The sequence below is a fragment of the Pseudomonas gorinensis genome (assembly GCF_042015035.1).
GTDB lineage: Bacteria > Pseudomonadota > Gammaproteobacteria > Pseudomonadales > Pseudomonadaceae > Aquipseudomonas > Aquipseudomonas gorinensis.
On record NZ_CP167125.1, the window covers coordinates 6,226,878 to 6,251,330 of the forward strand.

23 protein-coding genes and 3 pseudogenes are annotated in these 24,453 nt (G+C 61.4%); 7 read left to right on the forward strand and 19 right to left on the reverse strand.

Annotation, left to right across the window (positions count from 1 at the left end; genetic code table 11):
- Nucleotides 1-330 precede the first annotated feature (330 nt).
- The 4 genes from AB7933_RS28510 to AB7933_RS28525 are packed head-to-tail and all read right to left on the reverse strand — an operon-like array spanning nucleotide 331 to nucleotide 4,470.
- A complete protein-coding gene (locus AB7933_RS28510; protein WP_041161023.1) occupies nucleotides 331-699 on the reverse strand; it encodes a glyoxalase superfamily protein in 369 nt (122 codons plus the stop codon).
- Between the two features lie 29 nt (nucleotides 700-728).
- Nucleotides 729-2,192, reverse strand: a complete 1,464-nt coding sequence (locus AB7933_RS28515) for an N-acyl-D-amino-acid deacylase family protein (RefSeq protein WP_024077377.1) — start codon at nucleotides 2,190-2,192, stop codon at nucleotides 729-731.
- A 1-nt stretch (nucleotide 2,193) separates the two neighbouring features.
- Nucleotides 2,194-3,054, reverse strand: coding sequence for a MurR/RpiR family transcriptional regulator (locus AB7933_RS28520; RefSeq protein WP_024077378.1), 861 nt, complete (start codon nucleotides 3,052-3,054; stop codon nucleotides 2,194-2,196).
- Between the two features lie 12 nt (nucleotides 3,055-3,066).
- Nucleotides 3,067-4,470 carry a gluconate:H+ symporter gene (locus AB7933_RS28525; RefSeq protein WP_024077379.1) on the reverse strand — a complete coding sequence of 468 codons (1,404 nt, stop codon included), beginning with the start codon at nucleotides 4,468-4,470 and terminating at the stop codon, nucleotides 3,067-3,069.
- Between the two features lie 192 nt (nucleotides 4,471-4,662).
- Here AB7933_RS28525 and AB7933_RS28530 point away from each other — a divergent pair, with 192 nt between their 5' ends.
- A complete protein-coding gene (locus AB7933_RS28530; protein WP_024077380.1) occupies nucleotides 4,663-5,043 on the forward strand; it encodes a lysozyme inhibitor LprI family protein in 381 nt (126 codons plus the stop codon).
- Between the two features lie 126 nt (nucleotides 5,044-5,169).
- On the opposite strand, the gene AB7933_RS28535 is transcribed toward AB7933_RS28530, so the two are convergent.
- The 5 genes from AB7933_RS28535 to AB7933_RS28555 all read right to left on the reverse strand — a co-directional run bounded on the left by AB7933_RS28535 (nucleotide 5,170) and on the right by AB7933_RS28555 (nucleotide 10,562).
- A complete protein-coding gene (locus AB7933_RS28535) occupies nucleotides 5,170-6,615 on the reverse strand; it encodes a SulP family inorganic anion transporter (RefSeq protein ID WP_024077381.1) in 1,446 nt (481 codons plus the stop codon).
- A 549-nt stretch (nucleotides 6,616-7,164) separates the two neighbouring features.
- On the reverse strand, nucleotides 7,165-8,058 hold the full coding sequence (locus tag AB7933_RS28540) for an NAD-dependent epimerase/dehydratase family protein (protein ID WP_041161024.1): 894 nt from the start codon (nucleotides 8,056-8,058) through the stop codon (nucleotides 7,165-7,167).
- A gap of 103 nt (nucleotides 8,059-8,161) precedes the next feature.
- Nucleotides 8,162-9,058, reverse strand: a complete 897-nt coding sequence (locus tag AB7933_RS28545) for a LysR family transcriptional regulator (RefSeq protein WP_024077383.1) — start codon at nucleotides 9,056-9,058, stop codon at nucleotides 8,162-8,164.
- Nucleotides 9,059-9,088: 30 nt separating this feature from the next.
- On the reverse strand, nucleotides 9,089-9,679 hold the full coding sequence (locus tag AB7933_RS28550; RefSeq protein WP_024077384.1) for an NAD(P)H-dependent oxidoreductase: 591 nt from the start codon (nucleotides 9,677-9,679) through the stop codon (nucleotides 9,089-9,091).
- A gap of 118 nt (nucleotides 9,680-9,797) precedes the next feature.
- Complete coding sequence (locus tag AB7933_RS28555; RefSeq protein WP_024077385.1) at nucleotides 9,798-10,562, reverse strand: sulfite exporter TauE/SafE family protein; 765 nt, start codon at nucleotides 10,560-10,562, stop codon at nucleotides 9,798-9,800.
- 196 nt (nucleotides 10,563-10,758) lie between these two features.
- Here AB7933_RS28555 and AB7933_RS28560 point away from each other — a divergent pair, with 196 nt between their 5' ends.
- Entirely contained in the window at nucleotides 10,759-11,658 is a 900-nt protein-coding gene (locus AB7933_RS28560) for a LysR substrate-binding domain-containing protein (protein WP_024077386.1), read from the forward strand.
- Here the strand turns inward: AB7933_RS28560 and AB7933_RS28565 are convergent.
- The 3 genes and pseudogenes from AB7933_RS28565 to kynU all read right to left on the reverse strand — a co-directional run.
- A pseudogene (locus AB7933_RS28565) lies at nucleotides 11,604-11,765 on the reverse strand (amino acid permease); the annotation flags it as partial. The gene AB7933_RS28560 and the pseudogene AB7933_RS28565 sit on opposite strands and share 55 nt — an antisense overlap.
- Nucleotides 11,742-11,822: pseudogene (locus AB7933_RS28570) on the reverse strand (hypothetical protein); the annotation flags it as partial. The pseudogenes AB7933_RS28565 and AB7933_RS28570, both read right to left, overlap by 24 nt.
- 140 nt (nucleotides 11,823-11,962) lie before the next feature.
- Nucleotides 11,963-13,213, reverse strand: a complete 1,251-nt coding sequence (gene kynU / locus AB7933_RS28575; protein WP_024077388.1) for a kynureninase — start codon at nucleotides 13,211-13,213, stop codon at nucleotides 11,963-11,965.
- A gap of 143 nt (nucleotides 13,214-13,356) precedes the next feature.
- Here kynU and AB7933_RS28580 point away from each other — a divergent pair, with 143 nt between their 5' ends.
- From AB7933_RS28580 to AB7933_RS28590, 3 genes and pseudogenes are all read left to right on the forward strand, one after another.
- Nucleotides 13,357-13,830 (forward strand): Lrp/AsnC family transcriptional regulator, encoded by a 474-nt coding sequence (locus tag AB7933_RS28580; protein ID WP_003176072.1) that lies wholly within the window; start codon nucleotides 13,357-13,359, stop codon nucleotides 13,828-13,830.
- 106 nt (nucleotides 13,831-13,936) lie between these two features.
- Nucleotides 13,937-14,237, forward strand: a pseudogene (antC, locus tag AB7933_RS28585) (anthranilate 1,2-dioxygenase electron transfer component AntC); the annotation flags it as partial.
- Between the two features lie 72 nt (nucleotides 14,238-14,309).
- Nucleotides 14,310-15,713, forward strand: a complete 1,404-nt coding sequence (locus AB7933_RS28590; protein ID WP_024077391.1) for an amino acid permease — start codon at nucleotides 14,310-14,312, stop codon at nucleotides 15,711-15,713.
- A 45-nt stretch (nucleotides 15,714-15,758) separates the two neighbouring features.
- Here the strand turns inward: AB7933_RS28590 and kynA are convergent, their stop codons facing one another.
- Nucleotides 15,759-16,616 (reverse strand): tryptophan 2,3-dioxygenase, encoded by an 858-nt coding sequence (gene kynA / locus AB7933_RS28595; RefSeq protein WP_024077392.1) that lies wholly within the window; start codon nucleotides 16,614-16,616, stop codon nucleotides 15,759-15,761.
- Entirely contained in the window at nucleotides 16,613-17,263 is a 651-nt protein-coding gene (gene kynB / locus AB7933_RS28600; protein ID WP_024077393.1) for an arylformamidase, read from the reverse strand. Before kynB ends, kynA begins: the two co-directional genes overlap by 4 nt.
- A 454-nt stretch (nucleotides 17,264-17,717) precedes the next feature.
- Here kynB and AB7933_RS28605 point away from each other — a divergent pair, with 454 nt between their 5' ends.
- Complete coding sequence (locus AB7933_RS28605) at nucleotides 17,718-18,062, forward strand: cupin domain-containing protein (RefSeq protein ID WP_003230905.1); 345 nt, start codon at nucleotides 17,718-17,720, stop codon at nucleotides 18,060-18,062.
- A 384-nt stretch (nucleotides 18,063-18,446) separates the two neighbouring features.
- Here AB7933_RS28605 and mmsB read toward each other — a convergent pair whose 3' ends face one another.
- Together mmsB and AB7933_RS28615 are read right to left on the reverse strand one after the other, a co-directional pair.
- Entirely contained in the window at nucleotides 18,447-19,334 is an 888-nt protein-coding gene (mmsB, locus tag AB7933_RS28610) for a 3-hydroxyisobutyrate dehydrogenase (protein ID WP_024077394.1), read from the reverse strand.
- Between the two features lie 14 nt (nucleotides 19,335-19,348).
- The gene (locus tag AB7933_RS28615) at nucleotides 19,349-20,866 is read right to left on the reverse strand and encodes a CoA-acylating methylmalonate-semialdehyde dehydrogenase (RefSeq protein WP_069077011.1); all 1,518 of its coding nucleotides are present in this window, start codon (nucleotides 20,864-20,866) and stop codon (nucleotides 19,349-19,351) included.
- A 129-nt stretch (nucleotides 20,867-20,995) separates the two neighbouring features.
- On the opposite strand from AB7933_RS28615, the gene AB7933_RS28620 reads away from it, so the two are divergent.
- Nucleotides 20,996-21,946 (forward strand): LysR family transcriptional regulator, encoded by a 951-nt coding sequence (locus AB7933_RS28620; protein WP_024077396.1) that lies wholly within the window; start codon nucleotides 20,996-20,998, stop codon nucleotides 21,944-21,946.
- 159 nt (nucleotides 21,947-22,105) lie between these two features.
- Here AB7933_RS28620 and AB7933_RS28625 read toward each other — a convergent pair whose 3' ends face one another.
- The 3 genes from AB7933_RS28625 to AB7933_RS28635 are packed head-to-tail and all read right to left on the reverse strand — an operon-like array spanning nucleotide 22,106 to nucleotide 24,427.
- Nucleotides 22,106-22,597, reverse strand: a complete 492-nt coding sequence (locus AB7933_RS28625) for an OmpA family protein (protein WP_024077397.1) — start codon at nucleotides 22,595-22,597, stop codon at nucleotides 22,106-22,108.
- Between the two features lie 4 nt (nucleotides 22,598-22,601).
- Complete coding sequence (locus AB7933_RS28630; RefSeq protein WP_024077398.1) at nucleotides 22,602-23,864, reverse strand: diguanylate cyclase domain-containing protein; 1,263 nt, start codon at nucleotides 23,862-23,864, stop codon at nucleotides 22,602-22,604.
- Complete coding sequence (locus tag AB7933_RS28635; RefSeq protein WP_024077399.1) at nucleotides 23,861-24,427, reverse strand: YfiR family protein; 567 nt, start codon at nucleotides 24,425-24,427, stop codon at nucleotides 23,861-23,863. Before AB7933_RS28635 ends, AB7933_RS28630 begins: the two co-directional genes overlap by 4 nt.
- Nucleotides 24,428-24,453: the final 26 nt, after the last annotated feature.

Sequence of the window (24,453 nt, forward strand, 5' to 3'; positions counted from 1 at the left end):
CGGATTGCAAGCCCGTGGCAGTCGGTCCAAAATTTGCGCGCGAACCCAGCCAACCTTCCTCACGATGAACGCAGAACGGGGGTGATGCTAGCTCAGCCACCTACGCCAAGGTGTTGCAAGTAACAGTTGATCACCCTCAAAAGTTGTTGCTGTTCTTTGCAATTAAAAACCAACAAAACCAGTTATCGTCAGCCCTTGTATAAAACCTTAAAGCAGCAGTAGTATCTCCAACACGTCAGTGCTCCTGTGAGACAGCAACCCCAGCCGCAAACTGGGATTGCAAAAAAAACCGCCTACCAAGGCGGTTTTTTATTACCTGCGATTTGCCTCTCAGCCCTCGCCTTCCTCAACAAACACCAGCCGATTCCCAAACGGATCCTTGATGCTCATCTCCCGCGAGCCCCAAGGCGTTTGCTCCACCCCAGGCTTGGCATACCGGTAGCCCTTGCCCACCAACTGCTGCTGGTACGCGTCCACCCCTTGCGCCTGAATCCGCACCGCCGCGCCCGGCGAAGCATCGCCATGATGCTCGGACAAATGCAGCACACACTCGCCCAATGACACCTGCAGGTACAACGGAAAATTCGCCTCGAAGCGATGCTGCCAGTCGACCTTGAACCCGAGGAAATCGACATAGAATCCTAACGCCTTGGCCTCATCGAAAATCCGCAGGATGGGAATGACTTTTCCTAAGTGCATGGCAACCGCTCCGTGTATAAGAGCGCCCACTATAGAGTCGAAAACCCACCCCGCAAATCCCCGCTGCGCGCCAAAAAGCGGCCCGGTCGCTGACCATTCGCCTGCCCCTCGCGGTAGCTCAACACGCCATTGACCCACACACCGTCAATGCCCTCGGCGGCGCGTTGCGGTTGCTTGAAGTCCGCCACATCGCGTATGCGCAGCGGGTCGAACAACACCAGGTCGGCCCAATGCCCTTCACGTATTTCACCCCGTTCGGACAAGCCAAATCGCGCCGCCGACAACCCGGTCATTTTATGTACCGCCGTGTGCAGCGGGAACAGGCCGACATCGCGGCTGAAATGTCCCAACACCCGTGGGAATGCGCCCCACAAACGCGGATGCGGGAACGGATCTTCAGGCAAACCATCCGAGCCGACCATCGACAACGGGTGCGCCAGGATCCGCCGCACATCCGCCTCATCCATGCCGTAATACACCGCGCCGGCCGGTTGCAGGCGCCGCGCCGCGTCCATCAGCGAGACGCCCCACTCACCCGCAATGTCCTGCAAGTCACGCCCGCCCATGCCAGGGTGCGGCGTCGACCAGGTAATCGTGATACGGAACGCATCGGTCACCTGCTTGAGATCCAGGGTCGATGAACTCGCCGCATAGGGATAACAATCACACGCCACCGGGTGGGTTTTCGCCGCCGACTCCAACGCTGCCAACAGCTGTGGACTACGTCCCCAGTTCCCGGCTCCTGCACATTTGAGGTGGGAAATAATCACCGGTATCCGTGCATGCCGGCCGATCAGAAAAGCCTCGTCCATCGCCTCCAGCACCGGTTCGAATTCGCTGCGCAGATGGGTGGTGTATACCGCACCGTAGGCCGTCAGTTCTTCACTCAGTTGCAGCACTTCATCGGTCTCGGCATTGAACGCGCTGGCATAGGCCAGGCCGGTGGATAACCCCAGTGCACCGGCGTCGAGACTGTCCTTCAACTGCACACGCATCGCGGCGATTTCACCAGCAGTGGCGGTGCGATGCAGATCATCCATGTGGTTGCTGCGCAGTGCCGTATGACCGATCAGCGCTGCCACGTTGACCGCCGGATGGGCGTTTTCCACTGCGCGGCGGTAATCGCTGAAACGCGGATAGGCGAACGCCTCGCGCTGCCCCAGCAGGTTCATCGGGTCCGGCGGATCACCGCGCAAACTGACCGGAGAAGCACTGATCCCACAGTTACCGACGATCACCGTGGTCACCCCCTGGCTCAGCTTGGGCAACATCTGCGGATGACGGATCACCACCGTGTCATCGTGAGTGTGTACGTCAATAAAGCCCGGTGCCAATACGCGGCCGGCGGCATCGAATTCATGCTCGCCATGGGCCGCTGACAAATCGCCAATCGCCGCAATACGCCCGTCGCGCATCCCCACATCCGCAACGTAGCCAGGGGTGTTGCTGCCATCGATGATCAACGCCTGGCGAATCAGCGTGTCGTACTTCATATCAGTCTCCAAGCGGCAGGCTGTCAGGGCCGCCGCGGTAATCGTCCAGGGCCAGCTTGATGCGGCGCAGGCGCTCCTGGTTGTCGTCCGGCATGGCCAGTGCCAGCTCGGTGGCGAGCAGGTCGATGGCCAACAGCATGCCGTAGCGCGCCGCCGTGGGTTTGTAGATGAAGCTGGTTTCGGCCGGTTGCAGCGGCAGCAACACATCGGCCAACTGCGCCAACGGTGAATCCGCCAGGGTGATGGCGATGATGCGCGCGTCGTAGCTGCGCGCCAGCGTCACCACGTCGAGCAATTCGGGGGTCAGGCCAGTGAGCGAACAGACGATCAGCGCATGTTCGGCCCCCAATGTTGCCGCCGTGACGCGCATCATCACCGGGTCATGGCACGTGGCAATCGGATACCCCAGGCGTACCAACCGTACCTGCAACTCCTCGCTGCACAGGCTTGAGGGGCCGCCCATGCCGAAGGCGTGGATCATCCGCACCTTGCCCAGCAGGTTGACCGCATCGACAAAGCTGGCTTGATTGAACCCCGACAAGTGCTGGCGCAACGTCGCCTCGATATCGCCGAGGATCTGGCGGTGAAACGCCGACTGTTCCGGCAAGCCCGCCGGGTCCAGGAAGCGGCTGCCGACACCGCTGGCCTGGGCCAATTGCAAGCGCAGGTCGCGCAAGTCCCGACAGCCGACACTGCGGGCAAACCGTGACAGGGTCGCGGTGCTGACCTCGGCCCGTTGGGACAACGCTTCCAGGCTGGCCGATGCAGCGAAGCCCACGTCATCCAGCATCAGCTTGGCGATACGGCCTTCGCCGGCGCTGAAGGAGGCCTGGCGGGCGCGGATCTGATAGAGGATGTCCATGGGGGCTCCGGGTTACAAAATACAGGACAGGCCGTACGTCAGACCGAAGGCGACCACTGAAATCAGGGTCTCCAGCACGGTCCAGGTCTTGAAGGTCTGGATTACCGTCATATTGAAGTATTCCTTGATCAGCCAGAAGCCGCCGTCGTTGACGTGGGAAAAGATCACCGAGCCAGCACCTGTGGCCAGCACCAGCAATTCCGGGTGTGGATAACCCAGGCCCAGGGCGACCGGTGCCACCACACCCGACGCCGTGGTCATGGCCACCGTGGCCGAGCCCGTGGCAACCCGCATCAGCGCGGCGAACAACCAGCCCATCAGCAGCGGCGACAAGTTAAAGGCATTGGCCAGGCCGAGGATCTCATGGGTGACGCCGGCATCCACCAGGATGCGGTTCAAACCACCACCGGCACCCACCAGCAAGGTGATGCTGGCGGTCGGCGCCAGGCATTCATTGGTGAACTTGAGAATCGACTCGCGGTTGAAGCCCTGCGCCAGGCCCAGGGTCCAGAAACTCACCAGGGTCGCCACCAACAGGGCGATCACCGAGTTGCCGATAAACAACAGGAACTGGTTGAACGCAGTGCCCGGCGTGGACAGCAGGTTGGCCCAGCCGCCGATCATCATCAGCACCACCGGCAACAGGATGGTGCCCATGGTCAGGGCGAAGCTCGGCAAGCGAGTGCGCGGTTCGCGGTCGATAAACTGGCGTTCCAACGGGTTTTCCGCCGGTAAGTGGATGCGCGGCACGATGAACCTGGCGTACAGCGGGCCGGCGATGATCGCCGTCGGGATACCGATCAGGATCGCATAGAGCACGGTCTGCCCGACCGATGCGTTATACGCCAGCACCGCCATCATCGCCGCCGGGTGCGGCGGCACCAGCGCATGCACCACCGACAAGCCGGCCACCATGGGCAAGCCGACCATCAGGATCGACACCCCGACGCGCCGCGCCACGGTAAAGGCGATCGGCACCAGCAACACAAAACCGACCTCGAAAAACAAGGGCAGCCCCACCAGGAAGGCAATGCACACCATCGCCCAGTGCGCATTGCGCTCGCCGAACCGGTTGATCAGCGTACGCGCCACCTGCTCGGCGCCGCCGGACTCGGCCATCATCTTGCCGAGCATGGTGCCCAGCGCCACCACCAGGGCGATATGCCCCAGGGTCTTGCCGACGCCCGCTTCGTAGGACCCCATGATGGTATCCGCCGGCATCCCGGCCATCAGTGCCAGGCCGATGGACACCAGGGTGATGACGATAAACGGGTTGAGTCGGTAGCGTGCTATCAGCACGATCAAAGCAATGATGGCGATGGCAGCGTATGCCAATAGCCCGAAGCCCGGTGATGCGGCCATGCGGTACTCCTCGGAAAGGGTCACGTCGAATAGGTTGTGAAACTCATAAATCATTACCGGGACTGACTTTCAATTTTTATGAAAGTAATTTTCGCGCAGGGATAAGCGCCGTCGCATTGGGACATGCCCAGCGCCAGTGCATGAAAATTCGGGGGGTGTTCTTACATGAAGATCAGACAACGCCGGAAACTCACCGAGCGCCATCGAGTCATAGAATGCGCACTCACTCATGCCCAGGAACCGACCATGATTCGCACCTCACTCGCCGCCAGCGCCGTGCTTCTCGCCCTGTGCGGCAGCGCTTCAGCCGCCGACAACGCCGCACTGAAGAAATGCATGGACAGCGCCAATACGACCGCAGACATGGTCAATTGCAACGCCAAGGAAGCCAAGGTGCAGGATGAGCGCCTGAACCGCGCCTACAAGACCGCCCTCGCCGCCCAGGAAGGCGCGCGTAAGCAACAATTGCAGGACGTGCAGCGCCTGTGGATCAAATACCGCGACGCCAATTGCGCCTTTGCGGGCAGCGCCACTGGCGGCACCATTGACCAGGTCAATGGCTCCGGCTGTGTGCTGGACATGACCCAGACCCGCGCCCAGGAATTGGAAGACCTGGTCGGGCCGTAATACACACCCGACCTCTGTAGGAGCGAGCTTGCTCGCGAAAAACTCACAGGCGCCGCGTTGATTCAGGAAACACGCGTTATCGTTGACGTTTTTCGCGAGCAAGCTCGCTCCTACAGGTGTGTGTGATCAATCGTGGTGAACCCTGGCACGCTTGAGCAGCTTCTTGCAGCGCTCGGACAAATGCAGCACCCGCAGATGCTTGCCGGCCTTGCTGTAGCGCTCGCGCAGGGTCATCAGCGCGGCAATCGCCGAGTAGTCGACAACGCTCAGGTGGCGGCAATCCAGGGTCACGTGCGCCGGGTCGTTGGCGGGGTCGAACTGGTTCAGGAACGGCGTGGTCGAGGCAAAGAACAACGTGCCATGCAGGCGGTAGAGCTTGCTGCCGTCGTTTTCCAGGTGTTCATCCGCATACAACTCCCGCGCCTGTTGCCAGGCGAAGTTCAGCGCTGCGATCAGAATGCCGCAGAGCACCGCCGTGGCCAGGTCGGTGAACACGGTGATCACGGTCACCGCGAGAATCACCAGCACATCATTGAGCGGCACCTTGTTGATCACCCGCAGCGACGCCCAGGCAAAGGTCTGCTGCGACACCACGAACATCACGCCCACCAGCGCCGCCAGCGGGATGCGTTCAATCAGCGGTGACAGAAACAGAATGAACAACAGGATCATTACCCCGGCAAACACGCCGGAGAAACGCCCGCGCCCGCCGGAACTGAGGTTGATCACGGTTTGCCCGATCATCGCGCAACCGCCCATGCCGCCGAACAGGCCCGAGACCATATTCGCCGCGCCCAGGGCCACGCTTTCGCGGTCCGGGTAGCCACGGGTCTCGGTGATTTCGTCGGTAAGGTTGAGGGTCAGCAGGGTTTCCAGCAGGCCGACCATGGCCATCAGGAACGCGTAAGGCGCGATGATGCCGAGGGTGTCCAGCGACCAGGGTATCTGCGGCAGCGCGAAGGTGGGCAGGCCACCGGCGATGTGGGCCATGTCGCCCAGCGTGCGTGTTGGCAAGCCCAGCAGGTACACCGCCAGGCCCACGCCAAGAATCGCCACCAGCGCAGGCGGCACGGCACGGGTGACGCGCGGCAGCAGGTAGACGATGGCCATGGTCACCAGCACCAGGCCGGTCATCACATACAGCGGCGTGCCGCTGAGCCAGCGTTCACCGCTCTTGAAATGCTCCAGTTGCGCCAAGGCAATGATGATCGCCAAACCGTTGACGAACCCCAACATCACCGGGTAGGGCACCATGCGCACCAGTTTGCCCAGGCGTAGCAGGCCGAACGCAACCATGATCAGCCCGCCCAACAACACCGTCGCCAGCAAATACTCCACGCCGTGTTGCACCACCAGCGCGACGATCACCACCGCCATCGACCCCGCCGCCCCGGAGACCATGCCCGGCCGGCCGCCGAACAACGCGGTGAGGGTGCAGATGATGAAAGCGCCGTAGAGTCCCATCAGCGGGTTGAGGTGAGCCACCAAGGCAAAGGCGATGCATTCGGGCAGCAACGCGAAAGACGTGGTGAGGCCGGCCAGTGCATCGGCGCGCAGTCGGGTGAGGTTCATGAGGTACCAGGGCATTGCGGGAGATAAGGCGGGGAATGGTACGGAATTGAGCGCGACGGGACCAGATTTTTAAGGCAGGCAACTCCCTGCGTTAAGTGGGCTTGTTGCAATGCCAGTCAGTTAAGGAGCAACACTGTCACTGTGGCGAGCGGGCTTGTTGTGGCGAGCGGGCTTGCCCCGCGTTGGGCTGCGAAGCAGCCCCTGTACATCCAGACAGAAATGCGGTGAATGGTTTTGGGGCTGCTGCGCAGCCCAACGCGGGGCAAGCCTAATGCCGTTCAGTTAAGGCTTTTTTGTAGGAGCGAGCTTGCTCGCGAAGAACTCACAGGCGCCGCGTTCACTCAGGAAACACGCGTTATCGTTGACGTTTTTCGCGAGCAAGCTCGCTCCTACAGAAGGCGATGTACGCTTAACTGAACGGCATTAGGGCTTGCCCGCTCGCCACAACAAGCCCACTGCCACAGTAAGCCTGCTGCCACAACAAGCCTGCTGCCACAGTAAGCCCGCGGCCACAACAAGCCCGCTTGCCATCAGTCAATGGCAGAAAACTCAGACCATCTCGTGGCGAATCCACTCCACCACCGACGTGCGCTTCGGTGCCCAGCCCAGCAACTCGCGGGCATGCTTGCCGCGCACGCGGCTGTTGGAGCCCAGGCCATAGTTGGCCATTTCATAGCCCCATTCGGCTTCAGCCTCGGCCAGTGGCCAATCCTGCGGCTTACCCAGGTTCAGGGCTTGGGCGATCGCGGTGGTCATGTCGATAAACGAGGCCTCGCCGCTTTCCACAAAGTAGAACGTCCCCGGCACATTCTTCGTCAGCGCCAGCAGGTACAGCGCCACCACGTCTTCAATGTGCACGTTGGACCAAATGTTTTGCCCCGTCCCCACATGGCGCACCACCCCACTCTTGCGCGCCTGCTTGAGCAAGCGCGGCAATTGCACACTGTCACGCTTCACGCCCAGGCTGTGGCCGTAGATCAGGGTGTTGCAGATCACGGCCGAATTCACGCCGTCGCGGGCAGCCGCCAGGACCAGGTTGTCGATGGCCACGCGTGCAGCCTTGTCGACGGTCGGCTCCGGCAGGTTGTCTTCGAAATAGATGACATCACTGGCCTTGCCGCCCGACGCATCGCCCACAATGCTCGAACCGCTGGTATGCAGGAATGGCTTGTTCGAGCCTTTCAGCGCAGCCAGCAGGGTTTCCACCGCGGCACGGTGGTCGCTGCTCGCGGCATTGATCACCGCATCGGCTTTGTGCGCCTGCGCGGTCAATACGGCGGCGTCATCGAGGGTACCGATCACCGGGTTGATGCCCAGGGCGGTCATTTCAGCCGCTTGCCCGGCGCTGCGTACCAGACCGGTAACCGTGTGGCCGGCCTTGACCAGGCCAGTGGCGATGGAACCGCCGATAAAACCGGCTGCGCCGGTAATGAATACGTTCATGGAGAGTGCTCCTGACGGGGTAAGTGATGGGTCCATTGTTACGGACTCATCCCTGCCGAATAAGCCCGCACCGCCCAATTCACTCTTGCGTGACGGTCACGAATCAGCAGGCATACCGCGCCAGCTTGGCTTGGATGAAGTCCAGGAAGCACTGGATGCGTAAGGCCAACTGCGAATTGCGGTAGAACACCGCATGGATCGGCTGGCGATAGCCACTGTTGAACGACTCCAGCACCGGCACCAGGCGCCCGGCATTGATGTCGTCGACGGTCATGAAGTTGGACAGGCAGCAAATGCCCTGTCCTTCCAGCGCCAGCTGCCGCAAGGTTTCACCGCTGGACGCCGCAATGCCGGGCTGGATCAGCCAGCGGTCACCTTCCACATGGCGCAGGGGCCAATGGTTGAGGGTTTCGGTCTGGGTGAAGCCGAGCAAGGTGTGGTCGGCCAGTTCGGCGACCGTCGTCGGCGCACCATGCTGCTTGAGGTAGGCGGGGCTGGCGAGGATATGCAGCGGCGACCAGCCGAGGGAGCGCGCATGCAGGGTGGAGTCGGCCAGGGCGCCAATGCGAATGGCGATGTCGGTGCTTTGCTCCAGCAGGTCGATGATCAAATCATCGCTGTTCAGCTCCAGCTGGATGTCCGGGTACAGGCTGCGAAACTCAGCGATGTACGGCACGATCCCATGCAGCATGAACGGCACGGCGGCGTTGATACGCAGGCGCCCGGCCGGATTTTTCTGGCGGGACGACAGGCGCTCCTCCAGCTCGTCCATCTGCGCCAGGATCAGCTTGGCCTGCTCGAAGAAGTACTTGCCCTCCTCGGTCAGGTCCATGCGCCGCGTGGTGCGGTTGATCAGCGTGGTCTCAAGCTTGGCTTCCAGGCGCGACAGCGTGCGGCTGACCGCTGACGGCGTCTGCCCGACCTGTTCCGCCGCCGCGGAAATCGAGCCGCACTCAATCACGCTGACGAAGATCTGTAGCTCATCGGATCGGGCTTTCACAGGCGGTCCTCATTATCGGTTCAGCGCAGCTTACACCGGGAGGTTGAACACCTGCGCCAGATGCTGCTCGTAGCGCGCCACATCGGCTTCGATGGCCGGGCGTTTCATCACGTCCACGCAGAGGAAGGTCGGCAGCCCGGTCATGCCGAGGAACTCGTTGGCTTTGTGGAACGGGAAGTACACCGCGTCCACGCCCTTGGCTTCGAAGAAGTCAGTCGGGTCGTCAAAGGCTTGCTGCGGGGCGTTCCAGGTCAGCGACAGCATGTACTGCTTGCCCTGGATGAGGCCACCGCTGCCGTATTTCTGCGAGGCGTCGGAGCGGGTGCGACCATCGCTGGCGTACAGGCTACCGTGGCCTTCGGTGAAGACTTCGTCGATGTACTTCTTGACGATCCACGGCGCGCCCATCCACCAGCCAGGCATCTGGTAAATGATCACGTCGGCCCAGAGGAATTTGGCGACCTCTTCGGCCACGTCGTAGCCGGCATCGATATGGGTGACTTTGACGTCGATACCGCCTCGGTCCAACACCGCCAAGGCGGTGTCATGCAGGGTGGTGTTGTAGCGGCCATCGGAGTGGGCGAACTTTTTGCCGCCATTGAGCAGGAGTACTTTTTTCATGGGAAGCGTCCAGAAGGTTGAAAATGTCTGGACGCAGACTATCGGCCTCGGCCCCTTGGAATAAGCCACCACTGAGCAAAATACTTTTGACCAGAAATCACGAATACCTCAATCATTGTTAACCGCTGATCAGCAGATGCCCGCCCAACAAGGCCATACCGATAAAAAACACGCGTTTGAACAACAGCGCACTGATGCGCTGGCGCACCACCTGGCCCAGCCACATACCCAGCAGCGCCGGCGCCAGCGCCAGCAACGAGGCACTGACTTCTCCACCGCCCAAGGTGCCACGCCAGGCCAATCCCGCGGCCAACGCGAGGGTCGACACGCTGAACGACAGCCCCAACGCCTGCACCAACTGATCGCGATTCAACCCCAACGCTTGCAGGTACGGCACCGCAGGGATCACGAATACGCCGGTCGCCGAGGTGATCACGCCGGTGACCAGCCCACACAGCGGGCCCAGCCAGCGCTCGGTTGGAGCGTTGACCTTGAACGTGGGCAGGAACAGTCCGCTCAGTGCATACGCCAGCAACGCCGCGCCCAACGCGCGCACCACCCATTGCCCGCCGTCCATTCCCAGCCACACCGTGCCCAGCCCGGTACCGAGGAAAATCAGCAGCAACATCGGCCACAGGCGCTTGAGCAAAGCACTCAGGTGCCCGCCGCATGCCAATTGCCACAGGTTGGTGACGGTCGAAGGGATGATCAGCAACGCCGCAGCCTGCGCCGGCAACATAGCCAGGCCGAGCATGCCCATGGCCACGGTGGGCAGGCCGAGACCGATCACGCCCTTGACGGTGCCAGCCAGCAGGAAGGTGCCGATCACCAGCAAGGTAAGGGCGGGGCCGAGGTTTTGGTAAAACGCGAGGAGGGTATTCATGGGCCGATTGTGCGACTTTTCGATAAGCTCGGAAATTCGCCATATACTGAGGCAGCCTCTTGTTTTGCATGAGGCTGAGGCCTCATCGGGAGCAAGCTCCCTCCCACACTTGGGCTGCATTTCAAATGAGGGAGGGGCGGTGCGAGGAGTCGACTTGCTCCCGATGAGGCCAGTCCTATCACCCGAGCAATCAGCCATGCACTTTGACCTGATCGACCTGCGCCTCTACCTGCACGTCCTCGACACCGGCAATATCACCGCCGGCGCGGCCCGCAGTCATTTATCCCTGGCCGCCGCCAGCGCGCGCATCCGGGCGATGGAGGCCTCGTTGGGCATCGAGTTTCTCGACCGTGGGCGTCGAGGCGTCACCCCTACGCCTGCGGGAAAAGCCTTGGCCCGTCACGCCCGCCTGCTACTGCAACAGGCCGAGCACCTGCAACAGGACCTCGCGGAATACGCCAACGGCGTCAAAGGCCAGGTGCGCCTGCTGTGCAACACCACCGCGCTCAGCGAATACCTGCCGGAACTGCTCGCGGACTTTCTGCGCGAACACCCCAACCTCGATATCGACCTGCAGGAACTGCCAAGCCTGCGCATCACCCAGGCCTTGCGCCAGGGCACGGCGGACCTGGGGATCATCTCCGACGCCGTGGACGCCCACGGCTTGCAGACCCTCGCGTTTCGCGACGATCCACTGGTGCTGATCATGCCGCTGGAGCATCCGTTGACGGCAGCCAGTACGGTGAGTTTTATCGACAGCCTGCATTACGACTATGTGGGCCTGGCCGCCCACAGCGCGCTGGCGGTGTACCTGGAAGAACAGGCGTTGCACGCGGGGTTTCGCTTGCAAACGCGCATCCGTGCCGAGGGCTTTGACGGGGTGATGCGCATGGTTGCACGCGGCGCTGGCCTGGGGATCGTGCCCCAGGCGGCGCTGGCCCGTTGGCCGTTGGAACAGCGCTTCAAGGCCCAACCGTTGCGAGAAGATTGGGCCTGTCGAACACTGCTGTTATGCGCGCGCTCGTTCGACCACCTGCCAGGTTACGCCAGGGCCCTGTTCGACGCCTTGGCCCTGCCCTTGCGGAAAAACCCGTAATACACCGCCGACAGGATCAGCAGGAACGGCACGCCAAATACCAACGTCACCTTGAACGCCTCGGTGAAATAGGTGGTGATCATCACCGCGCCCATCAGCAGCAAGGTGATCAACGCCCCGATGGCGTAGCTCACCCGTACGCTGGGGCCGGCATAGCCGACGGCGTTGCACGGTCTAACTGTTGTCACAGATCCCCTGTGGGAGGGGGCTTGCCCCCGATGACGGTGTGTCAGTCACTTAGATGTTTGCTGATCCACCGCTATCGGGGGCAAGCCCCCCTCCCACATTTTGATCTGCGTTATCTTCAGGTGACGCTGTGGCGGACTTTGAATTGCGGTTGGTCCCAGGTGCGGTTGTCGAGGATTTCACCGAGGATTTCCACGGCATCCCACACCTCGGTAAAGCTTGTGTACAACGGCGTAAACCCAAAGCGCATGATGCGCGGCTCGCGGTAGTCACCGATCACACCACGGGCGATCAACGCCTGGATCACCGCATAGCCTTCAGGGTGCTCGAAGCTCACATGACTGCCACGCCGGGCGTGCTCACGCGGGGTGATCAGTACCAGCTCATGGGCAGCACAACGGGCCTCCACCAACGCGATAAACAGGTCGGTCAACGCCAGGGACTTGCTGCGCAGGCTGGCCATATCGGTCTGTTCGAAAATCTCCAGCCCACACTCCACCATCGCCAGCGAGGTGATCGGCTGGGTGCCACACAGGTAGCGGGCGATGCCAGCACTCGGCGCATAGGTGGACTCCATGGCGAACTGCCGGGTATGCCCGAACCAGCCCGACAACGGCTGCCGCACCACATCCACCAACGCCGGGTTGACCCACACGAATGCCTGGGAGCCCGGGCCGCCGTTGAGGTATTTGTAGGTGCAGCCAATCGCATAATCGGCACCGGCCTGATGCAGGTCGATGGGCACCGCGCCCGCCGAATGGGCCAGGTCCCAGAGGCTCAGCGCGCCGCACTCGTGGCTCAGGGCGGTCAGCGCCTGCATGTCGTACATGTAGCCGGTCTTGTAGTTGACGTGGGTGAGCATCACCACCGCCACGTCCTGGTCGATGGCCTGGGGCAATTCGTCCGGGCTGTTCACCAGGCGCAGGGAATAGCCCTGTTGCAGCAGCTCGGCCAGACCCTCGGCGATATACAGGTCGGTCGGAAAGTTGCTCGCCTCGCTGACGATCACCTTGCGCGCAGGCGCGCGTTGACGCTGCACGGTCAACGCGGCGCTGAGCACCTTGAACAGGTTGATCGAGGTGGTATCGGTGATCACCACCTCACCGTCGCGCGCGCCGATCAGCGGTGCCAGGCGATTGCCCAGGCGCTGGGACAAATCCGCCCAGCCGGCGCTGTTCCAGCTGCGAATCAGGCCATTGCCCCACTCTTCGGCAATCACCGCCTGCGCCCGCGCCAAGGCCGCCACCGGGCGCGCGCCGAGAGAGTTACCGTCGAGATAGATCACGCCCTCCGGCAAGGCGAACTGACGACGCAGCGGCGCCAGCGGGTCCTGGGCGTCGAGGGCTTGGCAATGGCTTCGGGGGGTCATGGGCTGTCCTGGCTTTTAGGCTGAAGATGCTGCAAATAATGAACGAAGCTTTAGAGAATTTTCGTGCAAAGTGGTGGGTAACACGCTAATTAAGCTGTAGGAAATTCGAATTTAAACCGAAAATACGCGGATTTATGCCAACCATGATTCTCGACGCCACCGACCTGCGCCTCCTGCATTTCCTGCAACAGGATGGCCGTATCAGCAACCAGGAACTGGCGGAAAAAGTCGCGCTGTCACCCTCCGCCTGCCTGCGCCGCCTGCGCTTGCTGGAGAGCGAAGGCATCATCAGCGGCTATCGCGCGGTGCTGAATGCCGAGCAGTTGGGGATCGAGTTGGAGGCCATCGTCCACCTCTCCTTGCGCCAGGATGTGGAGGATTGGCATGAGACGTTTATCAAGAAGGTGCAAGGCTGGCCGGAAGTGGCCAGCGCCTACGTGATCACCGGCGCCAGCAACTACGTGCTACGGGTGCAGGCGCGCAACCTCAAGCACTTTTCGGACTTTATCGTGAACCACCTGAACCGCACGGCGGGGGTGATGGATATTCGCTCGGAGATCGTGTTGCAGAAGATCAAGGATCGGGATGAGGTGTTGGATCTGGTTGTGCGTAAGTAGGCCGACGATGCCTTTTGTAGGAGCGAGCTTGCTCGCGAAACAGGTACATCCAGCGCAGCGATGCGCCTGAAATACCTTCGCGAGCAAGCTCGCTCCTACAGGGGGCGTCTACTACGGCGTACGCGGCGTCGAAGACTTGTGCGAAGCGGCGCGCCTCCAGGCCTACGCCTCCAGGCTCGCCCACTTTCGCTACACCGAAGTCCTGAGCAACCCTTCGCCCGCATGGTCCGGCAAGCGTGGCTACCTCACCGAGCATTTTGACCTGGCCGAATTACGCGACAGATCGGCCGATATGTACGTGTGCGGCCCCCCCGCCAATGGTCGAATCCATCCAGCAATGGCTGGTGGATCAGGCACTTGATGGCGTTCAGCTGTATTACGAAAAGTTCACGCAGAGTAATATCTGACCCCTCAGCACTTCTGAGGGGCGGGTTCGGCGTGTAATCAACCCCGAGAAAAACAAGTAGAAGGGAATGTTAATGGCGGATGACATGGTTAACCCGGTAGGCCTCAAGCGTGGCCTGAAGAACCGGCATATTCAGCTGATTGCCTTGGGAGGGGCCATCGGCACGGGGCTGTTCCTCGGTTCGGCCGGGGTGCTCAAGTCGGCGGGGCCGTCGATGATCCTGGGCTACGCGATTGCCGGTTTCATCGCGTTCCTGATCATGCGCCAGCTGGGCGAGATGATCGTTGAAGAACCGGTGGCGGGTTCATTCAGCCACTTCGCGCACAAATACTGGGGCGGTTACGCGGGCTTCCTGGCGGGCTGGAACTACTGGGTGCTGTACGTGCTGGTGGGCATGGCCGAACTGACGGCCGTGGGCAAGTACATCCAGTTCTGGTGGCCAGAGATCCCAACCTGGGTCAGCGCACTGGTGTTCTTTGTCGCGGTGAACCTGATCAACACCCTGAACGTGAAGTTCTTCGGTGAGGCTGAGTTCTGGTTCGCGATCATCAAGGTGGTGGCGATTGTCGGCATGATCGTGCTCGGCTGCTACCTGCTGTTCAGCGGCACCGGCGGCCCGCAAGCCTCGATCAGCAACCTGTGGAGCCACGGCGGGTTCTTCCCCAACGGCGGCATGGGGCTGTTGATGTCCATGGCGTTCATCATGTTCTCGTTCGGTGGCCTGGAGCTGGTGGGCATCACTGCCGCCGAGGCCAGCGAACCGCGCAAGGTGATCCCGAAGGCGATCAACCAGGTGGTGTACCGCATCCTGATTTTCTATGTCGGTGCCCTGACCGTGCTGCTGTCGCTGTACCCGTGGGATCAACTGCTGCAAACCCTCGGCGCGTCGGGCGATGCCTACAGCGGCAGCCCGTTTGTGCAGATCTTCTCGCTGATCGGGAACGACACCGCCGCGCATATCCTCAACTTCGTGGTACTGACCGCGGCGCTGTCGGTGTACAACAGCGGCGTGTACTGCAACAGCCGCATGCTGTTCGGCCTGGCCGAGCAAGGCGATGCACCCAAGTCGCTGATGAAACTCAACAAGCAAGGCGTACCGTTGCGGGCCCTGGGTATTTCGGCGCTGGTGACGATGCTGTGCGTGGTGGTCAACTACGTGGCACCGAAAAGTGCCCTGGAGTTGCTGTTTGCGCTGGTGGTTGCCTCGCTGATGATCAACTGGGCGCTGATCAGCATCACGCACATCAAGTTCCGCAAAGCCATGGGTGAGCAAGGCGTGGTGCCGTCGTTCAAGACCTTCTGGTTCCCGTTCAGCAACTACCTGTGCCTGGCGTTCATGCTGATGATCATCAGCGTGATGCTGGCGATTCCTGGGATTCGGGAGTCGGTGTATGCGATGCCGGTGTGGGTGGGGGTTATCTATGTGGCCTACCGGTTGCGAGTGAGTAAGACGAAAGCGGTCGCCGCTGCGCAGTAATATCCATGTGGGAGGGGGCAAGCCCCCTCCCACATTTGATTGCGTTTACAGCGTGGAGCGTACCCGCCACAGCTCGGGGAACAGCACCGTGTCGAGCATCTTGCGCAGGTAACCCACGCCTTCGGTGCCGCCAGTACCCGGCTGGAAGCCGATAATCCGCTCCACCGTGGTCACATGCCGGAAGCGCCATTGGCGGAACGAGTCCTCCAGGTCGATAAACTTTTCCGCCAACTGATACAGGTCCCAGTACCGGCTTGGGTTGCGATAGACCTCACGCCATGCCGCCTCCACGGAGTCATCATGCACCGTGGCCGCCGTCGGGTCGCGCTCGGCACGTTGGGGATCAATCGCCAGGCCCGCCTTGGCCATCAGGTTGATCGCCTCGTCGTACAGCGACGGCGTGGCAATCGCCACCTGCAACTCCTGCAACAACTCAGGCCGATGGGCATGGGGCCGCAACAGCGCCGGGCTCTTGTTGCCGAGGATGAATTCGATCTCACGGTACTGGAACGACTGGAACCCTGATGACTGCCCCAGGAACGGGCGAATCGCCTTGTACTCCGACGGCGTCATCGTCGCCAGCACCGCCCAGGCGTGCACCAGTTGATCGAAGATCCGCGACACCCGCGCCAGCATCTTGAACGCTGGCGGCAACTCGCCCAGGCGCACGTGTTCGCGGGCGGCCTTGAGTTCGTGGAGCATCAGTTTCATCCACAGCTCGGAGGTCTGGTGCTGGATGATAAAGAGCATTTCGTTGTGGTCTGGCGACAGCGGGTGCTGGGCACTGAGGACTTTGCCCAGGTCCAGGTAGTCGCCATAGCTCATGGACTCGGAAAAATTCAGTTCGGCGTTATGCCATTCTTCCGGGGGTTGGTAATCAGCTGAGAAAGGACATTGGCTCATCGCGTGGGCTCCTTGAGCGGGCGGAGAATGGCACGGACCGGGCTGGCGTCGAGATGGGCAAACCGCAGGGGCAGCGCGATGAGTTCATAGTCGCCCTCCGCTACGTCATCGAGCACGATGCCTTCGAGAATCGCCATGCCATGGCGGGCCACGGCGTTGTGAGCATCCATGGTCTTGGACTGTTGCGGGTCCAGGGACGGGGTGTCGATACCGATCAGGCGCACACCGAGGCCGGCGAGCAGCTCGATGGTTTGCGGGGCGATGGCGGTGAAATTCGAATCCCACTCGGTCAGCGGGGCTTGTGGATAAGTGCGCAGCAACACGCGCTCGGGCAAGTTATCCACACGCCCGTCCAGTTGATGCGGCTGCACCAGCGCGCCGCTGTCCAGGCAATGCAACACGCGGCACGGGCCCATGTACACGTCCAACGACACTTCGCCAATCGGTGCACCCTGCGCGCTGTAATGCAGCGGGGCATCCACGTGGGCGCCAGTGTGCGGCGACAAGGTAATGCGCCCGACATTCACCGGACACTCCGGGCCGAACTGCCATACACGCTCTTCCTGGAACGGCGTATCCCCCGGCCAGGTCGGGGTCGCCGCGCTCAAGGGTGGGCTGATGTCCCACCACGTTTTTATTGGGTTCATTTCAAGGCTCTCGGTCGGTACTAAGGTGAATGATACGAGGGCCAGCTGTGAATTTTCTTGCGATTTCCTGCGCCAAGCCGGAAATATTTCGCACTTACTGCGAAGAAACGGCTTATTTACGCTCAGAAGTATCGCCTGGCCACAGAGGAGCGGCCACCAAGGATTAATGCCGGTCAGTTAAGCGTACATAGCCTCCTGTAGGAGCGAGGGTGGACGCCTAGTTCTTGCTCGCGAAAAACCTCAACGATAACGCGTGTTTCCTGAATGAACGCCGCGTCTGTGAGTTCTTCGCGAGCAAGCTCGCTCCTACAAAAAAGCCTTCCACACTGACTTCGCGATGCCTCAACCATCGGACTCCCTGCGCTTCTGGGCATCCCGATGTCGAGTTCAGACCACTGGCGCAACGCCCAAGGCCTTAGGGTGCATCTTTCCATTCCCCGCCTCGGAGTCATCCATGTCCAAGCCCATCACCGTACTGCGCGACACCCACCCACTGCCCGTCCTGGATGCCTGCAAATGGGAAAAGCTCGAAGGTGACCCGCACACCGTCAACCTCAACGCCTACACCAGCGAAGACGGCAGCAAGATCATGGGCACCTGGATCTGCACACCGGGCAAGTGGTATGTGGAATACGTGAAGTGGGAATACTGCCACTTCCAAGAGGGCTACTGCGTGATCACCCCGGAAGGCATGGAGCCGATCCACTTGCGCGCTGGGGATATCTTTGTGGTGGAACCGGGGATGAAGGGCACGTGGGAAGTGGTCGAGACGGTGCGTAAGTATTTTGTGTTTGCTTGATTCACTTCTACCGTGAACTGCTTTGCGTTGTGGCGAGCCGGTTTACTGTGGCGAGCGGGCTTGCCCTAATGCCGTTCAGTTAAGCGTACATCGCCTTTTGTAGGAGCGAGCTTGCTCGCGAAAAACTCACAGGCGCCGCGTTCATTCAGGAGACACGCGTTATCGTTGACGTTTTTCGCGAGCAAGCTCGCTCCTACAAAAAAGCCTTAACTGAATGGCATTAGGGCTTGCCCGCGTTGGGCTGCGCAGCAGCCCTAAAACCATCCCCCCCGATCCTTCTGAACGATCGCAGTGATTGGATTGGGGCTGCTGCGCAGCCCAACGCGGGGCAAGCCCTAGGGCTTGCCACAGTCAGTCTACTTACCACAGTAAGCGCAGCCCACACTACTTGGGTTTGCGGTAGCTGTTGATGATCGCCGAGAAGTCCTTGCCCCCTTCCCCACGCTGGCTCATCGATTGATACAACTGCTGGGCCACGGCGCCGAGGATCACCGGCTGGTGTGCCTGGCGCGCGGCTTCGGTGGCTAGGCCGAGGTCCTTGAGCATCAGGTCGGCACCAAAACCACCGGTATAACCACGGGATGACGGCGCCGTTTCGATCACGCCCGGCCAAGGGTTGTAGGTGTCGGAACTCCAGCAGCGGCCGGTGGAGCTGTTGATGATCCCCGCCAGCACTTGGGTGTCGATGCCCAGCGCATCGCCCAGGGCCATGGCTTCGCTGACGCCGACCATGCTGATGCCCAGCAGCAGGTTGTTGCAGATCTTGGCGATCTGGCCGGTGCCGACGTCGCCGCAACGCACAATGTTGCGGCCCATCCGCGCCAGCACCGGTTGCAGGGTGGCAAACAGTTCCGCGCTGGCGCCGACCATGAAGGTCAGGGTACCGGCTTGCGCGCCGCCAGTGCCACCGGAGACCGGTGCATCGGCGACAGCCACACCTTGCTTGGCCGCCGCAGCCGCAACATCGCGGATGGTCTGCGGGTCGATGGTGCTGCAATCCACCGCCGGCACGCCTTGGCCGATACCGGCTAAAACACCGTCTTCACCCAGCCAGACACTGCGCACATGGGCGGCGGCCGGCAGCATGGTAATCACCAACTCGGCGCCGGTAGCGGCATCCCGCGGTGAAGCGCTGATGCTGCCACCCAGCTCGGCCAATTCCTTGAGTACCGCCTGGTTCAGGTCGAACAGGTTCAGCCCATGGCCGGCCTTGATCAGGTTGCGGGCCATGGGCGCGCCCATGTTGCCCAAGCCGATAAATGCAATCTTCATGGTCGTCTCCCGAATCAGCGCAGGTTGATGGTGGTGTTGACGCCATCATTGACCGTGTCGTCGTCGAACCAGCGGCTGGTGACGGTTTTGGTCTGGGTGTAGAACTGCACCACTTGCTTGCCGTAAGGGCCCAGGTCACCCAGTTTGGAGCCACGGGAACCGGTGAAGCTGAAGAACGGCACCGGCACCGGGATCGGGATGTTGATACCGACCTGGCCCACATCGATTTCGCTCTGGAATTTACGCGCCGCCGCACCGCTCTGGGTGAACAGGCCGGTGCCGTTGCCGAACGGGTTGGCGTTGACCAGGGCGATGGCTTCATCGAGGGTGTCGACTTCCAGCACCACCAGTACCGGGCCGAAGATTTCCTGGGTGTAGATCTGCATATCGGTGGTCACGCCGGAGAAAAGGGTCGGGCCGACAAAGTTGCCTTGCTCGAAGCCCGGCACCTGGATGTCGCGGCCATCCAACTCCAGCTTGGCGCCTTCTTTCACGCCGCTTTCGATCAGTTCCAGGATGCGCGCCTTGGCGCGCTTGGAGATCACCGGGCCGACATCGGTTCCAGCTTCGCTGCCGGCATTGACCTTGAGCTTTTGCGCCAGCGCCTTGAGGTCTGGCAGCCACTGCCTGGACGCACCCACCAGCACCACCACCGAAGTGGCCATGCAACGCTGGCCCGCCGCACCGAAACCGGCACCGACCAGGGCATTGAGGGTGTGTTCGCGGTTGGCATCGGGCAGCACCACCGCATGGTTCTTCGCGCCCATCATCGACTGCACGCGCTTGCCGTGCTTGCCGGCCAGGTCGTACACATGCGTCCCCACGGCGGTCGAGCCGACGAAGGACACCGCCTTGATGTCTTTATGGGTGCACAGCGCATCTACCACATCCTTGCCACCGTGCACGACGTTGAGCACGCCGGCCGGCACACCGGCTTCCAGCGCCAGTTCCACCAGCAGCATCGTTGACAGCGGGTCTTGCTCGGAAGGCTTAAGGACGAAGGTGTTACCGCAGGCAATGGCCATGGGGAACATCCACAGCGGAATCATCGCCGGGAAGTTGAACGGGGTAATGCCGGCGCACACGCCGATGGGTTGGCGCAGGGTATAGGTGTCCACCCCCCCTGCGACGTTTTCAGCGAACTCGCCCATTTGCAGGGTGCCGATGGAACAGGCGTGCTCCACCACTTCCAGGCCACGGAAAATATCGCCTTCGGCATCGGCAATGGTCTTGCCCTGCTCGGCGCTGAGGACCCCGGCGATGCGCTTGGAATGTTCGCGGATCAAGGCTTGCAGCTTGAGCATGATGCGCATGCGCGCGCCGATGGGCGTCAGCTTCCAGGTTTGGAACGCTTGATGGGCGGCGTCAATGGCTGCGTTGACTTCATCGGCGGTGGCAAACGGGACTTTGGCCAGCACTTGCTGGGTGGCCGGGTTGACGATGTCTTGCCAGTGGGTGGTCTTGGACTCGACCCATTCACCATTGATCAGCAACTTGACCTGTTGCACGGAAATATCGGCAGATGCGTTCATGTGGTCTCCAATCTTGTAGTTATGCAGAGACAAGGCGCGTGAATCGCCTTGGTAATGAGGCGTTCGGACTGTTTTTGGAGTATAGATGTGCAAATCTCTAATAAGAACGCACATAAAAGCCGGTCCAATATGCAAAAAAACATCACATCACTGGGCTCCCTGAACTGGGATGACCTGAAGTTTTTTCTCGAGGTGGCCCGCACCCGCAAGGCCAGCGTCGCCGCCAAGCGCCTGGCGGTGGACTACACCACCGTGTCGCGGCGCATCAGCTCATTGGAAGTGTCGCTCGGCACCCTGCTGTTCGAAAAATCCCGGACCAGCGGTTTCGTACTCACCCCCGAAGGCCAGCGTTTGCTGGGCTACGCCGAGTCCATCGAAAGTACCCTGCACATGGCCTGCGAGCAGGTATCCGGCTCCGGCGTGGCGTTGTCCGGCCATGTGCGCATGGGCTGCACCGAAGGCTTCGGCAGCTTTTTCGTCACCCCGCAGTTGAGCCACTTCGTCGACACGTATCCGGCGATTTCGGTGGACATCCTGCCCCTGCCCCACTTCATCAGCCTGTCCAAGCGCGAAGCCGACATCGTCATCGCCCTGGAACGCCCGGAACATGGGCCGTACGTGTGTTGCAAGTTGTGCGACTACAAACTGCAGCTGTACGCGACCCAGGAATACCTCGACCAACACCCGCCCATCCAACGCCCGGCAGATTTGGCCGAGCATCCGTTTATCAGCTATGTGGATGACCTGGCGTTCAGCTCAGAGCTGCTCTACCTGGCAAACGTCGTACCGGGCGCCAGCGCCAGCTTGCGCAGTACCAGCGTGATCGCTCAGTACGTGGCGGCGCAGCAAGGGCGATCGATGGCAATATTGCCGTGTTTCCTGGCGGCACAGGACCCGCGCTTACTGCCGGTGCTGGGGGAGCAGATTGCGATTACGCGGCAGTTTTGGATGTATTGCCGTGAGGATCTGCGCAAGTTGAAGCGGATTACCTTGTTGTGGGATTACATCAGGCAAGTGACGGAGCAGAACCAGGGGTTGTTGATGGGAGAGACGCGGGAGATGCGGTTTGCCAGTCAGTAAGTCTGCAAGGACTCAGGTGGGCAAATCCTAACGAGGTCTGGGAGGGTTGCTCTCGATAGCCATGTGTCAGCCCGTCCCTCGGGTTCTGTCACTCCGCTATCGGGGGCAAGCCCCCTCCCACAGGTTGATTGCATTTCAGATTAACGCGGGTGAAGCCATTCAATCCGCGATCACCACGATCGACACCCGCCGATTTTCAGTGCGTCCCGCCGCCGTGTCGTTGGACGCCACCGGCTCGCTGCTGCCCAGGCCGCGCAATTGGATGTTTTGTTCTTTCATGCCCACGCCGGTCAGCACGGTCGCCACGCTTTTGGCACGGCGCAGGGACAGTTGCTGGTTGTAGGTTTCCTTGCCCGAGGCGTCGGTATGGCCGTCGATGCGCACACGTTCGATGCCGACGCCCAGCAGGGCCTTGCCGATGCGTTGGACGATCTCAGTGCTGGCGGGGTTGAGGCTCTCGACGTCGCTGCCAAACAGGACTTTGCCGGACAGGCCAAACGCCCAGCCTTCGTCGGTCAGTGCGAAACCTTGTTGCTTGAGCACGGCGATCTGCGCCGGGGTCAGCCCTTTGGGCGGGGCTGTCTGGCACCCACTCAGGGCCAGCAGCGCCACGAACAAGGTGATAAACAGAACGCGTACAGTCGAGAACAAGGGACTAACTCCTGTGATGAACATTGACGGCGGGGCGCTCCGGCTCCGCTGTTTGCTGGCCGCCCTGGGACAAGCGCTTGGCCTGGTACATCGCCGCGTCGGCGGCGTTGAGCAGGGCACCTGGGGTGGCGCCATGCTCGGGATAAATGGCGATGCCGATACTGAGTGAGGTCAAGACCTGGGTATTGCCCGGTACCGGGATCGGTATGTCCATGCTGGCAATGATTTTATCGGCGATGCGCTCGGCGTCTTCCAGCTTGTGCAGCGGCGAGAGCAGGATAGCGAACTCATCGCCGCCCAGGCGTGCCACCAGGTCGTCCTCACGCAATTGCGCACGCACACGCTTGGCGACGGCCACAAGCACGGCATCCCCTGCGGCATGCCCAAAGCTGTCATTGATCTCTTTGAAGCGGTCACTGTCGAGGTAAAGCACTGCCACCTGCTCCTTGCTCTTGGCCGCACTGCGCAGCGCACGAATCAGGCGGCCCTCAAAGAATGCCCGGTTGGGCAAGCCGGTCAGGCTGTCGTGGTTGGCCTGGTGGGCAAGGGTTTCGTTTTCGCTTTGCAGGTGGGACTGCCAGGCCTCCATCTCGCCGAGCAGGGCGTTGAAGTCGTTGCCCAAACTGTCAAGTTCGGCGATTTGTGCCGGTGGTACGCGGCGGTCGAAGTCGCGCTCCATACGGGCGGCGTGTGCCACTGCCGCGAGGCTGTGCAATGGACCGGTAATGCCCCGTAACAGGCGCCGTGCCAAATGCAGGGCGACCCAAGCGCTCAGCACGGTGCAAATCAAGATCCCGGCCAGACCGCTGAGCAGGAAACGCAACAGGCTACCGCCATGACCCGTCAGGTGAATGCTGCCAACGGTTCGCCCCTGGTGGATGATGGGTTGGCTGATGGGCTGTTCAAGCAGGGCGTGGGCCAGTTGCAGCTCGACCTTGGACAACATCCCTGTTTCCGGGCGTACCCATTGCGCCAACAGCCTGCCGTTGGCGTTGAAGACTTCAGCCTGGGCCACCTCTTCGGTGGACGCGATCAGGCTAAGGGCTTCGGTCGCCGCCGCGCTGTCGTTGAACACCACTGCGGCTTCTACGGTGTAGTTGATCGAGCGCGCGATCAAATGCAGGTTGTGCTCAGCGTACACTCGCAGCGCCAGCACACCGAGCAGGGTCAGCGACACACTGGCCAGGATCACCGCCACCAATGCCAGGATCAAGTGCCCCCTGCCGATCACGGAGCGCAGGGTCGGGCGTACTTTGACGGCTGTCATGGCGCGGCTGCTCGGCGGCGGGACAGTTGCAGCACACTGGGGTGAATGCGCACGCCGCTGCGTGCAACGGAGTCGAGGTTGACCTCGAACGACACCTGCTCGTCCTCCACTCGCAAACAGAACAGGCTGCCCACGGTGCACTGGTCGCCACCCTCGCTGATGCTGAGCACCGGGTGGCCGCTGAGCGAGGCAAACAATTGGCTGCGTTCATCGGCGCTGAGTTTGCCGATGTACACGGCGTCGCAGGCATTGACGATATCGGGATGGTCGGCCAACAGCCGCCGCACCACTACCGGACGGCCGGTGGCCTGGGTGGTGCCCTTGACCAGGTCGTCGGTGTATTGGGTCGGCCCGACGATGCACAGGCGCAGTTGCGCGGGCTCCACCGGCCAGCGTGCGTAACTGAGGATGCCGAGCACCACCTGGGTGACCGCCTCGGCGCGTTGATCCGCCGGACTGGGAGCCTGGGCAAAGGCCTGCGGGGCGAGCACGCACAGAAGCGCCACAAGTAACAGGCGTCTCCAGTTGAAACGACGCTCTGTGGGCGAGACGGCCACGTTCATGCAGCGATTCTCTAAGGTGTTTTCGG